We start from the raw sequence: 13,551 nt of genomic DNA on the forward strand, positions 1-13,551 counted from the left end.
CAGCCCTTAATATTCGTTGGGCTCTTCCGGCGTATCTTCGAGATGGTCCTCACCGGCCTTGCGATCGCCCTTGGCCAGCTTGAAGACCACGCCGCTGAGCAGGGCCAGCGCAAGCAGGTTGGGCAGTGCCATCGCGGCATTGGCAATATCGCCAAAACGCCACACCAGCGTCAGATCCAGCGAACTGCCGATATAAATCACCACGCACCACAGCACGCGCCAGATCATGTGCAACGCCTTCTCACCGCCGCGGGTCGAACCCGGTACGCGGTCATAAATGAAGGTAATCGCCCGCTCACCGTAATAGCTCCAGGTCAGCAGCGTGGTGAACACGAACAGGATCAGTGCGATACTGGCGATCAGCGTGCCGGCCGGGATGCTGGCGATTTCAAAAGGGAACGCTGCGGCAAAGGCACCGCTGGTCATGGCGAAGCCCTGCAGATCCGAATTCCACGCATGTTCGACGATCTGGCCGCCAGCAGTGAATTCGCCCTTTACTGTCAGCATAACCAGCGCCGTCATGGTGCAGATCACGATGGTGTCGATAAACGTGCCCAGCATTGCCATGCGGCCCTGCTGCTCGGGATCGTCGGTCTGTGCCACGGCGTGGGCGATAGGCGTCGAACCCTGACCCGCTTCGTTGGAGAACAGGCCGCGCGCCACACCGGCCCGGATCGCGAGCATGATCGCCGCCCCGGCAAAGCCGCCGGTTGCCGCCTGCGGGTTAAATGCCCCGTCAAAGATCAGTCCGAAGGTTGCGGGCAGATCGCCGAAGTTCAGGATCAGCGCGATAACCGCCATGACGATATAGGCTGCGGCCATGAACGGAATGATCTTTTCCGCGACATTGCCGATCGACTTGATGCCGCCGATGATCACCACGAATACCAGCACGGCCACAATCAGGCCGCCCAGCCATTCCTCGATACCGAACAGTTCATTGAGGCCGTCAGCAACCGCATTGGCCTGGATCGAATTGCCCGTCACCAGAGCGGAGAACAGTGTGCCGATGCAGAAAACAATGGCCAGCCATGTCCATTTTTTGCCCAGACCCATCATGATGTAAGTCATCGGGCCGCCGCGATAGACGCCGTCGCTGGTCTTTTCGCGGTACCGAATAGCCAGCGAACCTTCCGCAAAGGCCAGCGCCATACCGACCAGTGCGGTAATCCACATCCAGAAAATTGCGCCCGGTCCGCCCAGCGTAATTGCCGTCGCGACACCTGCCAGGTTGCCCGTACCAACCTGGCCCGACAACGCGGTGGATAGCGCCGCAAACGGCGAAATCTCACCGGCACCGCTGCTCTTGCGTCCAGCGAACAGACCCTTGAACGCGCTAAACAGCTTCAGAATAGGATAGAACCGCAGGCCGATCATGATCCACATGCCGATGCCCAGCAGGATCAAGGTCATTGGCGGGATCGGCTGTCCGCCGATGGAAAGCCATGACAGGGCCTCCCCATTCCAGGTCCCGCCCCAGATAAAGTCGGAAATATTTGTTACCCGGTCGACCAGCGTCAGCTGACCCGATTCACTTGCGGCCATTGAATGGCTCCCCTCATTCGTCCCGAAACTCAATCGGCGCACGCTAGTGCCGGTTTCGCGCCTTGACCAGAGCGAAGCTGATCGCTTTCCATAGACCCGTTGCAGCGGCGTGCAGCACCCGCTTGCTTTTGCCGCGGCCCCGGCCTAAATGCGTGCCCGTCTTCCTACATTGGAGTGCAATAAAGCCCCTCCCGGACTTGAACCGGGGCGGCGATGGCCCCATTCCGGTAAGGCAGTCACGAATTATCGCAAAGGTAGAGACAGGTCATGGCGAAGAGCGAGGGGAAGACCTCCCCGGCCGAATTCATCGATCAGGTGCGCAGCGAAGGGCGCAAGGTCGTGTGGCCGACGCGCGAGGAAACGGTTCGCACCGCAATCTTCGTGTTCATCATGATGCTGATTCTGTCGCTCTTTTTCCTCGGCGTGGATACGCTGTTCAGCACTGTCGTTCGTTGGCTGCTGACGCTCGCCTGACGGTTCTCCAGACTAAGGTTTCAAGGTTTCACATGGCACGCTGGTACATCATCCACGCTTATTCCGGTTTCGAGAACAAAGTTCGCGACGCGATCATTTCCGAGGCTGAGCGTCTGGGCCTTTCGGACGGCGTTGCCGAGGTGGAGGTTCCGACCGAAACCATCACCGAGGTCAAGCGCGGCAAAAAGGTTCAGACCGAACGCAAGTTCATGCCCGGCTATGTGCTGGCCAAGCTGAACATGACCGATGACATTTATCACCTGGTCAAGAACACGCCCAAGGTGACCGGCTTCCTCGGCACCAATAACAAGCCGCAGGCAATCTCCGAAAAGGAAGCCGCGCGGTATTTCGGCGGAATGGAAGAGGCCAAGGCCGCTCCCAAGAAGCAGATCAGCGTCGATTACGAGATCGGCGATCAGGTCAAAGTGCTCGACGGACCCTTCGCCAGCTTCAACGGGCTGGTCGAGGAGCTCGACTTCGACAAGCAGAAGGTCAAGGTTTCGGTATCGATCTTCGGCCGGGCAACCCCGGTCGAGCTCGAATTCGAACAGGTCGAACTGCTGAAATAAGGGCGGGCTGCAACGCAGCCCGCAAATGCAGGCCTAGCCTACGCTGGCCTGGTTTACCTGCGATTCTGCAAGTTCCAATGCTTCAAGCTCGCGCTTGGCGGCGCGTTCGGCTTCGGCCTTGGCGCGTTCGGTGGCGATTTTGCGGGCCTGTTCGGCAAGCCCGCGCCAAGTGGCTTCGGAACGCAGCGCGCGGTCGCGCACATTGTCCAGCTTGGCAATCTTGGCTTCGGCAGCGGCCTCGTTGGCGCGCGTGTTATAAAATTCGAATGTCTGGCTCATAGGCCAAAATCTCCTGAAGCGCCGGAATAGGCGGGGCAAGGTAACGCGCCGCCCCCGCAGATGCAGGGACGGCGCGCGCCATGTCAGGTTAGTCAGCAGCGCTCAGGTTGATCGCGCTTTCCTTGCCGTTACGGCCGGTCTCGACTTCGTAGTTAAGGCGCTGGTCCTTATCGAGCGAGTGCATGCCAGCTGCCTGAACGGCAGAGATGTGCACGAAGCTATCGCCCGAGCCATCGTCAGGCTGAATGAAGCCGTAGCCCTTGTCGGTGTTGAAAAACTTGACGGTGCCAGTCTTGGCCATGGGGTGTTTCCTTTCAAGAAACGATCGGTTGCCTGCCCGCATTGTACGGACGACGAACCATTTTCAGGGTTCAACCCGAACGCGAATGCGAACGGGAGGCGTCAGGTCGTCAAGTGAAAGGAAGTCGCCGTCTGGTTTACGCCGGGGGGCCGCCGATCTGCATCGGTCGCCCAAGCGGCGGTCGTCAAAAGCCGAAGTCCGTCGCAAAATTCGACGTCAGCGCGGCCCATGTAGCATGGCAATGGCCGATCACCTAACGATTGCTCAGCAGACCTCGGATAACGGCTTGCCATCAGGGGTGACCGGCGCTATGCGCGCGCCTCCCAGAAGACATTTATGGGAATACGCGCGGGAGGATGGACCTCGGCCCATCCGCTTGACCGCTTACCATGAGCTGCCAGTCATCAACGATTGCGGCGACAGTGAGAAAGGAGGCCATTCATGGCCAAGAAGATCGACGGCTATATCAAGCTGCAGGTGCCTGCGGGCGCCGCCAACCCGTCCCCCCCGATCGGCCCGGCGCTGGGTCAGCGCGGCGTGAACATCATGGAATTCTGCAAGGCGTTCAACGCTGCGACGGGTGACATGGATAAGGGGATGCCGATCCCCACGATCATCACCGTGTTTGCGGATCGTTCGTTCACCTTCGTGACCAAGACGCCGCCGGCATCGTTCCTGATCAAAAAGGCCGCCAATCTGAAGTCGGGTTCGAAAGAGCCGGGCAAGGTTTCGGCCGGAACCATCAAGCGTTCGCAGCTCTCCGAGATTGCTGAAACCAAGATGAAGGATCTCAACGCGAACGATATCGATCAGGCAACGAAGATCATCGAAGGCTCCGCGCGTTCGATGGGCCTCGAAGTGGTGGAGGGCTAAGACCATGGTAAAGCAGACCAAGAAGCAGAAGCTCGTCGCTGATAAATTCGATGGCGAAACATTTTACACCGTTGACGATGCGATCAAGGCGCTGCGCGAAGTTGCCAGCAGCAAGTTCGACGAAGCGGTTGAAGTTGCCATGAACCTGGGTGTCGACCCGCGTCACGCTGACCAGATGGTCCGCGGGATGGTGTCGCTGCCTTCGGGCACCGGCAAGGACGTCAAGGTTGCGGTTTTCGCACGCGGCGAAAATGCCGAAAAGGCAACTGCCGCCGGGGCCGACAAGGTTGGCGCCGAAGACCTGATGGAAGACATGCAGAACGGCAATCTGGATTATGACCGCGTGATCGCCACGCCGGACATGATGGGTGTCGTTGGCCGTCTCGGCAAGATGCTGGGCCCCAAGGGCCTGATGCCGAACCCCAAGCTGGGCACGGTTACCCCGAACGTCGAGCAGGCGGTCAAGGATGCCAAGGGTGGCCAGGTTGAATTCCGTGTTGAAAAGCAGGGCATCATTCACACCGGCATCGGCAAGCTGTCTTTCAAGGATGCCGACATCAAGGCAAACTTCGAAGCGCTGACGCAGGCCATCGTTAAGGCCAAGCCGTCGGGTTCGAAGGGCAAATATGTCAAGAAGATCACGCTGACCAGCACGATGGGCCCCGGCCTCAAGGTTGATCTGGCCGAAGTCGAAGGCGCCTGATTTCCTAGCCTGAGGGACCGCCGTCAGGTGGTGCTCACGGTCTCATAATCGAGACCCTGCAATTGCAGACATGAAGGGGCCGGGGGGAAACCTCCGGCCCTTTTGCTATCGGCCCAGCATCCGGCGAAGCGCGCTTTCTGCGCCGCTGCGGCGGGCCAGAGCCTTGCCGCCCGCCACCGCCGCATCGAAGCCCGCCTGCGCCGCAATCAGCGCACGATTGGCCAGCGTGGGGCGCAGCAGCAGGAAACTGGCGCAGTCGGCACTGTGCGTCCCGAACAGCGCCTTGTGAGCGCCTTCGCCCTCAGTAAAATCGAAAAAGCGAAACTGCTCCTCGGCGAACAATGCCTCCAGCGCGGCCATTTGCAAGACCGTGCCGGGTGACAGGCTGGCATGCTGCGGATCGTAGCCGAGATAGGCATACACCAATGTCGCGCCATCAACCGGTAGATAGAGATAGGCGACCGGCTCACCATGCAGGAACAGCAGATAGGCACGCAGTCTGTCTCCTGCGGCCAATTCGCACGCCTCAGCCCGCGCCGATGGTCCTTCGGGCAGGCCCGCGTCGAGCAGCCGGGCCTGGTACGTCCGGCGTGACAGCGGCACTGCCAGATCGAGGAAGGTCTCGATCTCGGCAGGGGTCCGATAGGCTGTCAGCGCCAGTTCGCCTTCACCGGCTTGTTCAAACTTGCGCCGTTTGCGCCGCAGCGTGGAGCGGGTCTTGCCCGAAAACCGCGCCAGATAGCTGTCAAAGCTGCCTGTCATGTCGATATATGACCGCGCATAATCTTGCCGTACGCCAATCATGAAGCCGGGAAACCGGGCCTGCAATTGCGGGATCATCGCAATCGGTGCCGACAGCACTCTCAGCCCGTCAGCCCCGGCCAGATCAGGCATATCGGGCAGGCGCGCGACCAGTACATCTTCAAGCGAAAATGCGAGGGGGGCCAGCTGCCGCTGGACACTGGCAAGGCGGCGCGCGCCAAGTGTAAAACCCACCCGGTGAAGTTCTGCGGTCACAGAAACGGCGTCACTCCGCGCCATAAAGCGAATTGGCCAGCAATTGTTCGGCGATCCGTGCAGCGCTGCGCACTTCGCTATGCGGCATGGTGGCAGCCCCGGTCTCGTCACCGATTTGCGGTGGGCGGCTGGTGAAGGTGGCGCTGCGGGCACCGGAGGTTCCGGCCACCGATTCGCAGAACGATGCGAATCGGCCGCGCACGATGCTGTTGATCCTGGTGCGGTCGCGGCTGAGCAATTCGAAGCTGTGGCTGACAATATTGAGCATGGCGATATTCTCACGCACGGCAAAGCGCAGGGCGGCGGTCATTTCCCATGAGGATAAGGCGGTAATCTGGGCGTGCCGAAGACCGCCGAAACTGCGGATCGAACCCACCGGCACCTCAAGCGTGCCCTTATGGCGAAGCACCTTCTGATGCTGTGGGCCAAGCGTCAGGCGGCAATCGGAATCGCGCATGCCGGGAACATGGCTGCTGTCGTAGCGGATTTTGCAGCGTGCCAGCGCCCGCATAGTCGCATCGTTCACACCGTAATTTCCGGCGCGGAATGCTGTTGGGGCTGGGGCGCCTGCACGGACCAGATATTCGCACCCGATCTCGATCAGTTCGACCTGCTCGTCCTCGGTAAATTCATGCATCACGCGTCCCGTGCGGCTGCGCAGCGGATTGGCGTCACCGGCTATTTCGAGCCATTCGGGATGAAGGTGCAGTTGCACATCGTGGCCGCGCTTCAAGATCGGGCGGACCACCAGATCCACTGCCCGTTGACCCCATATCAGCGCGGGCATCGGGTCGACGAAAAACACGCCGGTCAGGCCATTGGCCTCCATCACATCCATCTGGTGGTGGATACCTGCCTCGCCATCGGCGGTGCGGCAGGCGATCGAGCGGTCAAAATTTTCGGCAAGCGCGCTCACGCCCAGCTGTGCGACCAGCCCGGCGGAATATTCGGTGTCGATGGTGATGTAGACCGCCGTCATGGCCGGGGCTGTAACATGACGTGGTTAATTATTCGAGGTGTCCGCCTCGCGGGGCAGGGCGCGCAGCTGGCGGGAATAGAGCCAGCCGATGCCAATCAGGCTGAAGCCCAGCGCCATGAAGCTGACGACCCGCAACAGCCCTTCCAGACCGGCAGCATCGAAGATGAAAACCTTCACGACGGCGATCAGCATCACGACCAGCGAACCCACGCGCCAGCTGCGCCGCGCCAGCCTGCTGCCGACGAACAGGAAGCCCAGCGCCAGCAAGATCCCGGTCAGCGAGCGCAACAGATCCTCGGTCTGGCCCAGCGGGACGCCAGCCATCACCGATCCAGCAAATGCCTGCCTCAGCAGAGTGATCGCCAGCAGGCTGACCAGTACCATCACGGCAGCGTCTGCGGGAAGGCGGGCGTGCTTGCCCAGCCAATTGCGCAGCAACAGCGCAGCGGCGATTGCAACGCCGTAAGCGGCGGCGGCGAGGTTGGCGACGGGCACCGGGCCAACCGCTTGCTCTGCCCACAGAGGATTGTGCAGCAGGCCGGAATACAGCGTGAAATGCGCCAGCGCCGCTGTGGCCAGACCAATCGCCTCTGTGCGCTGTTTGCCCAGCCGGGGTAGGTCGCGATTTGCCGCCCACGCCGCAGCCATCAGCAGTGCTTCCCACAAGGTCCGTTCCAGCAGCCCCTGCGTAATGAAGCGGGTGAAGGTTTCGATGGCGAACAGCTGCTTGAAGGCGACATGCGCGGCGATCAGAGTGACCAGCCCGGCCAGCGCGCCAGCAACCATGGGCACATCGGTTTTGACGCTGCGCACTGTAGCGACGGCAAGCAGAGCGGCTCCGGCGGGCAGGATATGCAGCAAGACAGATCGCATGAGCGGCAGCTCACCTATGAATACAGGACCACCGGCCAGCGACAAAATCGCGGCTGTCAGCCAGATTACCGTCGGCGGGAGTGCCCACAGACAGGTGATAGCTGCTGCCACCATTTGCGCGGCGATACGGGCGGGCTGGGTGATGACAAGGCCAATCGCCAATGTGGCTGCGGTCCACGCCAACACCGCGCCCGGCAAAACCTGCGCCAGCGCGCCATAGATCAGTGCAGTGCCAAGTCCCTCAGCGACTCGCCTCTGCGGGTCACTGGAATTGCGCCATGCCATCGCCACAAACGGCAGCGCGGCGGCGGTCCAGCGTAGCAGCCCTTTGACGCTGGTCGTCCGGTCATCAATCTGGGCGAGATTTTCGGCTTCCTGCACCAAGGTGAGGCTTGAAAACAGCGACAATCCTGTGATCACTGCAGCGAACCACAGCAACGCCGCAAGTTCTGGCGAGGAACGCTGTCGCAACAGCGCGAACAGCCCGCCAAAGACCGCCGCCGCCGCCAATGGTGCGCTCCACGCGGGCGTTATCATCAGCAGCGCGGCGAAAACGAGCGCGGCGGTAGAGCCAAGCGCGATTGCCAATTGGCGCGGTTCGTCCCGGCTCCAGATGCGCCAGGCGGCGAGCGCCGGAAAGGCGGCCAAGGCGAATGTCGCCAGCGCCAGCACGGGTTCGAACATATCACCGTCAGATTTGGCGAGAGTGGCATAGCTGACCACGGCCAGCCCCACAGCCGTCCCGCACAGTTGCCACAGATCGAACGCGCGATCCTCGCGCCGCCAGATCAGCGCCAGCGGCACCGCTGCGAACAGCCCAGCCAAGGCGGCGGCGACTGCGGCAAAACCCAGCGGCGCAGCACCGTCCCATTGTGCCAGCAGCAATATCCCGACGATTGCCGCCGCAGCATTGGCTTCGCGCAGTTCGGGCCGCCTCCATGCGAACCATGCCAGCGTGGCCCCCAAGATCAGATAGAGCCCCCAGGCCATCGCCGTGTAACCGCCCTGATCCACCAACAGTGCCAATTGCACGCTGGACACCAGCGCTGCGGCCAACCTTACCGGCCGCTCGAATTCCTGCTGGCCCAGCATGGCGGGCAGCACTGCGCCGAGCACGATGAAATAGAGCCCCAGCGCCAGCATCTCGGCAAAGCCGGGATCGCCAGCCAAGAGCAGCAGCGTGCCCCAGCCAAGCCCGCCGATAAGCGCAGCAATGCCCATCCAAGGGCGTTGCTGGCGGCGTCCTGAGAAGGCCAGACCCGCTGTCACCAGGCCAAGATACAGCGCGAGCAGCGGCAAGTTCGCCTCTTCGCCGCCCACCAATGCGGGCGCGGCGAAGCCACCAACCAGACCCAGCACCGCGCTGGGCAGGCCAAAACGGAAGGACAATGCGATGGCCGCCGCCGTCACTCCGGCCAGCCCCAGAAACGCTAGCGACTGCCCGATCAGGCCATATTGCGTGCCAGCCAGATAGAATGCAGCATAGAGCGTCGCCAAGCCTGCTCCGGCCAACGCTTGCCGCACACGCGGGTCCGCGACGCGCGCTTCCTGCCGATAGGCCAGTTCGGCCCCAGCCAGCAGCGAGAAGCCGAATGCAAACGCCATAATCACGCGCAGCAGCGGCGTGACCAGACCGCGCTCGATCGAATAACGCACAAGGAACACGCCAGCGACCGCCAATGTCACACCGCCAGCCCAGATCGGCAGACGGCGCCCGAAGATGTCCTCCAAGTCGAAGTTCCAGCCGCGCGGTTCTGGCTCGGGCTCGGGTTCGAGCTGCGGCTCAACCTCAGTGGGTTGCTCTTGAGGCGGGTCCGCTGAAACCAGTGTTACAGCATCGTCAGCCTCACTGGCCCTCAGCGCGACGGCAGGGGCTTCGACAGTCTCATCCTGCGCTTTATCCTCGGCTATTGGCTCCGGCTCGGCATTGTGCGCGGTCTCCGGTGTTTCCAGCCGCTGCAGATATTGCAAAGTCCAGTTCTGCGCCGTGTCCAGCGCATCCAGCCGCCGTTCAGCACGGTCCAGCCGCTGCCACAGATAGGCTGTGATACCCAGCAGGATGAGGATGAAGAACCACATCGGACGTGCCTATCCCGCAGCTACAAGGCTGGAGCGGTGCCGATGCGGCATAAGTCGAAGCGCGCGCGGTGTCAGATGCCACCCGGCGTAAAGTCGAAACCCGCCGCGCCAAGCCCGTCACACAGCGTGTCGAAGCAGCTTTGCAGTTCATCGGCATCGGTCGAGCGGATTACAAAATTGGCACCTACGCGGCCATCACGGAAGAACGGATAGCTGCCGATCTGACATTGGGAATGCGCCTTTTCAACTTCGCGCAGCAATTCGGACACTTCGCTTTCGGGAATGAAACCGCCCACAGTTTCGCTGATCAGCGGTGCGCCGCCTTCCAGCGTCCCGGTCAGCGCATCCAGCATTCCGGCGGTGATATGCGGCACCCCGGCCATCAGATGGACATTGCCGATCCGAATGCCCGGAGCGCCCGACATCCGGTTGGGGATCAGTTCGGCCCCTTCGGGCGTGCGCGCCATGCGCAGCCGCGCGTCGGTCAGCCCGCCCTTATCCGTATAATAGCGTTCAAGGATCGCGTGCGCTTCAGGGTGGATGATAACCGGCACGCCCAGCGCCGCGGAAACCGCATCCACGGTGATATCGTCATGCGTCGGGCCAATGCCGCCGGTGGTAAACAGATAGTCATAGCTTTCACGCAGCGCGTTGACCGCTTCGACAATCCGGTCCTGCACATCAGCGACCACGCGTACTTCGGACAGGCGGATGCCCTGCACCTGCAACCAGCTGGCGACCTGCGCGATGTTCTTGTCATGCGTGCGCCCGGACAGGATTTCGTCACCGATTACCAGCAGTCCGGCGGTATAAATGCGTGCGGTCATGGGCATTCTCTAACCATCCCGCAGCTTGCTGGCTACTACTCGGCGGCCTCAAAGACTTGGTCGTTCCCGGTTTTCGCAAAGACAAGGTTTCCATCATCCACGGGGTCTTTGCGCATATATACCCGGTCGCGAAGATAATCATGGCTCAACCGCCACGGATCGGCGAGAGAGCTTTTGGGCATAAGATGTTTTGCGCGCTGGATATAGCCGGAGGTGAAATCGAACATCTCATGATCTTCGATCACAGCGTCTTGCGGGATGACCGGGGTGGCAGAATGCGCCCCGGCGTCGCGCATATGGTTGAGAACGCGGCAGAGATATTGCGTGACCATGTCGACCCGCAAGGTGGCGCTGGCGTTGAGATAGACCACCAGCAGGGCAAAGTTCGGAATGCCATCGAACATGCAGTTCTTGTAGAAAAAGTGGTCGCTGAACACGACAGCTTTGCCATCAAGGCTGATGGCGATCTTGCCCGCGACCGCCAGCTGGAGTCCGGTCGCGGTAACGATAATATCGGCGGGCAGGAACCGCCCGTCCTTGAGCCTGACGCCGTCTTTCTCAATCGCGGTAATGTGCCCGGTGGCAATGGCGGCACGGTCCTCGACAATGGCGTCAAACAGATCGCCATCGCGCACAAAGCACATGCGTTCGTCCCACGGATTGTACGGGGGGGTGAAATCAGCTGCATTGTACTTGTCGCCAAGGTGGCTCTTGATATCCTTCTGCAACATGGCGACGACTTTTTTGGGCTTGGCTCTTGACCGTTTGAAGAACCAGTCGGTGAAAAACACATTGCGCTTCCGCAAGATTTTGTGCGCCAACTTTGCTGGTAAGATACGGTGCAGCAAATTCGCCATCCGGTCCTTGCCGGGCAGCGACATCACCCAGGTGGGCGTGCGCTGCAACATCGTCACGTGCCCGGCGGTTTCCGCCATTGCGGGCACCAGTGTGATCGCTGTCGCACCCGAACCGATCACCACCACACGCTTGCCCGCGTGGTCGAGGTCGGACGGCCAGAATTGCGGGTGGGCAATGGTCCCGGCAAAGCTGTCGCTGCCGGGAATTCTGGCATCGTGCGGCTGTTCGTAATCGTAATAGCCCGAGCCGAGATAGAGGAACCGCGCTGTCAGCGTGCTGCGGCCGCCCTGTGCATCCTCAACCGTTAAGTGCCACGCCGCGTCTTCGGCGCGCCAGTCGGCGGCGATCACGCGGGTGTTGAAGCGTATTTTCTCCCGTATGCCGCGATTGTCGACCACGCGGTGGAGATATTCCAGGATCGACGAAGCATCGGCAATCGAATCCTCATGCGTCCACGGTTCGAAATGATAGGACAGCGTTTGCATATCGCTGTCCGAACGTACGCCGGGATAGCGGAACAGATCCCATGTCCCACCCAACTGCTCGCGCATTTCCAGAACCGCGTAACTGCGGTCGGGGCTCAGCATCTCAAGATGCGCCGCCATGCCGATGCCTGAAATGCCTGCTCCGACGATAAGCACGTCGAAGTCGATGGCAGTTTGCGTCATGTGTCTCTCCAATGGCTATCAAACTAGCCAAGAGGCGGGGGATAGGCCAGCCTGCGTTTCAACCTGCAACCTTTTTGCCAGTTTAGCGCTGGTCTGCGGCCTGTGCTGCGAGCGAGCGGCGCCGCTCTGCAGGTGTCAGCGCCAGGAATTCATTGCCTGGCAGCGCTTCGTCGCCCTCAGTGCCAAAGGCCATGCGCGGCCCTGAAAAGCGCGCGAGCACAAGCACCATCAGCAGCGGCCCGACGTAGAACGGGCTCAGCCGCGCCAGTGTCAGCAGGCTGCCATCGCGTAGCACCGTGACAGAGGTGGCGATGATCAACGCATAGCCGATCCACGCCGCAGCGCTCCTCCTGCGGATCAGCAGCCAATTGTAGGCAGACGCATAGATCAGCGCGAATACTGAGGCTTGAATGATAATCCCGATATAGCCCAGTGACATCCAGCCCATGCCTGGCACCGATGCGGTCATCCCGGTGGGTGTGCCGTAATTCCACAATTGGAAGAACTGCACCGGTGAGCCTTTCGGCTTGTCCGGCCAAAGGGCGCGGGGGATGGGTTCAGTGAAAAGCTGTAGATTGCTGGCGAAATAATCCCACGTCCCGGTACGCTGCGGCACGGCGTAAACAATGTATTCGAAATATTCGAGATTGGCGAAATCCATTCCCTCCAGAGGATCAAGCTGGCGATCAGTGATATACGTGTCACCCGCATCGCTGCCGACCAGATCGCGCACCGCTGCGCCGCGGTCCATCACGATCTGGTTGAACGCGACCAGTGCGAACACCGCGAGCACCACACCGCGCCAGTCAAACCAGCGGCGTCCGCGCTCCAGCAGGAACAGCACGCCGATAGCAACCACTGTGTAGATCAGCGGTGCCCGTCCGCCGGACCCGCTTTGCAAGACCACAAACGCGCCAAAAATTGCCCAGCCCCACAGGCGATAGCGCGATAGCCACAAGGCCATGATAACCAGCGGCGCCAGCATCAGCGCGGAATCGGTGAACCAGCCATTGCCGTCCACATTGAACTGCACCCCGGTGGCGGCATCGGTCATCATCGTGTCGAATTCGTTCACGCGGCGGCGCCAATTGCCGATCTGCGAGGTGATGGCGAGCGGCGCGATTACAGCTGCGACGATGGCGATGGGCTTGGTCAGGCGGGCCCGCACGCCTCTGATCTCGTCAGCTGCGATCTGCGCAACCGGCTCGCTCGCCACGCGCAATGATACCAGCACAAAGGTCAATAACGCCAGATTTGCGCCCAGGATCACAGTGATCTTGTCATCCATCGAAGGCTGGAAATTGTACAATCGGTAAATGAAATCGAAATCGTACAGGCGCGCCACAATCGGGCGGAACACGAAGATCAAACCGTGAAATGCCAGATAGACTGTTGCGGGATGCATAAGACTGGCCGCGCGGTGCCGGGCATAGGCGGAGACCACCAATGCAAAGACAATCAGAGAGGCGGCCAGAAGGAAGTCGTACACGGTTCACTCAAGATGGC

Annotated in this window: 13 protein-coding genes; 4 read left to right on the forward strand and 9 right to left on the reverse strand. The window is 61.0% G+C overall.

Going from position 1 to position 13,551, the window contains the following annotated elements; genetic code table 11:
• Positions 1-6: 6 nt before the first annotated feature.
• Positions 7-1,545: an alanine/glycine:cation symporter family protein gene (locus tag FEV51_RS09690; RefSeq protein WP_138618385.1), complete on the reverse strand. Its 1,539-nt coding sequence runs from the start codon at positions 1,543-1,545 to the stop codon at positions 7-9.
• 267 nt (positions 1,546-1,812) lie between these two features.
• On the opposite strand from FEV51_RS09690, the gene secE reads away from it, so the two are divergent.
• Positions 1,813-2,019 (forward strand): preprotein translocase subunit SecE, encoded by a 207-nt coding sequence (secE, locus tag FEV51_RS09695; protein ID WP_138618387.1) that lies wholly within the window; start codon positions 1,813-1,815, stop codon positions 2,017-2,019.
• A gap of 32 nt (positions 2,020-2,051) precedes the next feature.
• Complete coding sequence (gene nusG, locus FEV51_RS09700) at positions 2,052-2,588, forward strand: transcription termination/antitermination protein NusG (RefSeq protein ID WP_138618389.1); 537 nt, start codon at positions 2,052-2,054, stop codon at positions 2,586-2,588.
• Positions 2,589-2,621: 33 nt separating this feature from the next.
• Here nusG and FEV51_RS09705 read toward each other — a convergent pair whose 3' ends face one another.
• Entirely contained in the window at positions 2,622-2,867 is a 246-nt protein-coding gene (locus FEV51_RS09705) for a hypothetical protein (protein ID WP_138618391.1), read from the reverse strand.
• Positions 2,868-2,955: 88 nt separating this feature from the next.
• Positions 2,956-3,168, reverse strand: coding sequence for a cold-shock protein (locus FEV51_RS09710; RefSeq protein WP_138618393.1), 213 nt, complete (start codon positions 3,166-3,168; stop codon positions 2,956-2,958).
• 441 nt (positions 3,169-3,609) lie between these two features.
• Between FEV51_RS09710 and rplK the strand changes: the two genes are divergently transcribed.
• Both rplK and rplA read left to right on the forward strand, forming a co-directional pair.
• Positions 3,610-4,041 (forward strand): 50S ribosomal protein L11, encoded by a 432-nt coding sequence (rplK, locus tag FEV51_RS09715; protein ID WP_138618395.1) that lies wholly within the window; start codon positions 3,610-3,612, stop codon positions 4,039-4,041.
• A 4-nt stretch (positions 4,042-4,045) separates the two neighbouring features.
• Positions 4,046-4,744: a 50S ribosomal protein L1 gene (gene rplA, locus FEV51_RS09720; RefSeq protein ID WP_138618397.1), complete on the forward strand. Its 699-nt coding sequence runs from the start codon at positions 4,046-4,048 to the stop codon at positions 4,742-4,744.
• A 105-nt stretch (positions 4,745-4,849) separates the two neighbouring features.
• Here rplA and FEV51_RS09725 read toward each other — a convergent pair whose 3' ends face one another.
• From FEV51_RS09725 to FEV51_RS09750, 6 genes are all read right to left on the reverse strand, one after another.
• On the reverse strand, positions 4,850-5,761 hold the full coding sequence (locus tag FEV51_RS09725) for a GNAT family N-acetyltransferase (RefSeq protein WP_246034516.1): 912 nt from the start codon (positions 5,759-5,761) through the stop codon (positions 4,850-4,852).
• Between the two features lie 10 nt (positions 5,762-5,771).
• A complete protein-coding gene (locus FEV51_RS09730) occupies positions 5,772-6,740 on the reverse strand; it encodes a polysaccharide deacetylase family protein (RefSeq protein WP_138618401.1) in 969 nt (322 codons plus the stop codon).
• 24 nt (positions 6,741-6,764) lie between these two features.
• Positions 6,765-9,692: a DUF2339 domain-containing protein gene (locus FEV51_RS09735; RefSeq protein ID WP_138618403.1), complete on the reverse strand. Its 2,928-nt coding sequence runs from the start codon at positions 9,690-9,692 to the stop codon at positions 6,765-6,767.
• A 71-nt stretch (positions 9,693-9,763) separates the two neighbouring features.
• On the reverse strand, positions 9,764-10,519 hold the full coding sequence (locus FEV51_RS09740; RefSeq protein ID WP_138618405.1) for a competence/damage-inducible protein A: 756 nt from the start codon (positions 10,517-10,519) through the stop codon (positions 9,764-9,766).
• Between the two features lie 35 nt (positions 10,520-10,554).
• A complete protein-coding gene (locus FEV51_RS09745; RefSeq protein WP_138618407.1) occupies positions 10,555-12,045 on the reverse strand; it encodes a flavin-containing monooxygenase in 1,491 nt (496 codons plus the stop codon).
• 82 nt (positions 12,046-12,127) lie between these two features.
• Positions 12,128-13,534 carry an O-antigen polymerase gene (locus FEV51_RS09750; protein ID WP_138618409.1) on the reverse strand — a complete coding sequence of 469 codons (1,407 nt, stop codon included), beginning with the start codon at positions 13,532-13,534 and terminating at the stop codon, positions 12,128-12,130.
• Between the last annotated feature and the right edge of the window lie 17 nt (positions 13,535-13,551).

It is taken from the genome of Qipengyuania marisflavi (genome assembly GCF_005884405.1).
Classification (GTDB): Bacteria; Pseudomonadota; Alphaproteobacteria; order Sphingomonadales; family Sphingomonadaceae; genus Qipengyuania; species Qipengyuania marisflavi.

Excerpts from the sequence above, each read along its gene's own strand:
- FEV51_RS09690 (WP_138618385.1), bottom strand. The coding sequence starts at position 1,545 with ATGGCCGCAAGTGAATCGGGTCAGCTGACGCTGGTCGACCGGGTAACA.
- secE (WP_138618387.1), top strand. The coding sequence starts at position 1,813 with ATGGCGAAGAGCGAGGGGAAGACCTCCCCGGCCGAATTCATCGATCAG.
- nusG (WP_138618389.1), top strand. The coding sequence starts at position 2,052 with ATGGCACGCTGGTACATCATCCACGCTTATTCCGGTTTCGAGAACAAA.
- FEV51_RS09705 (WP_138618391.1), bottom strand. The coding sequence starts at position 2,867 with ATGAGCCAGACATTCGAATTTTATAACACGCGCGCCAACGAGGCCGCT.
- FEV51_RS09710 (WP_138618393.1), bottom strand. The coding sequence starts at position 3,168 with ATGGCCAAGACTGGCACCGTCAAGTTTTTCAACACCGACAAGGGCTAC.
- rplK (WP_138618395.1), top strand. The coding sequence starts at position 3,610 with ATGGCCAAGAAGATCGACGGCTATATCAAGCTGCAGGTGCCTGCGGGC.
- rplA (WP_138618397.1), top strand. The coding sequence starts at position 4,046 with ATGGTAAAGCAGACCAAGAAGCAGAAGCTCGTCGCTGATAAATTCGAT.
- FEV51_RS09730 (WP_138618401.1), bottom strand. The coding sequence starts at position 6,740 with ATGACGGCGGTCTACATCACCATCGACACCGAATATTCCGCCGGGCTG.
- FEV51_RS09735 (WP_138618403.1), bottom strand. The coding sequence starts at position 9,692 with ATGTGGTTCTTCATCCTCATCCTGCTGGGTATCACAGCCTATCTGTGG.
- FEV51_RS09740 (WP_138618405.1), bottom strand. The coding sequence starts at position 10,519 with ATGACCGCACGCATTTATACCGCCGGACTGCTGGTAATCGGTGACGAA.
- FEV51_RS09745 (WP_138618407.1), bottom strand. The coding sequence starts at position 12,045 with ATGACGCAAACTGCCATCGACTTCGACGTGCTTATCGTCGGAGCAGGC.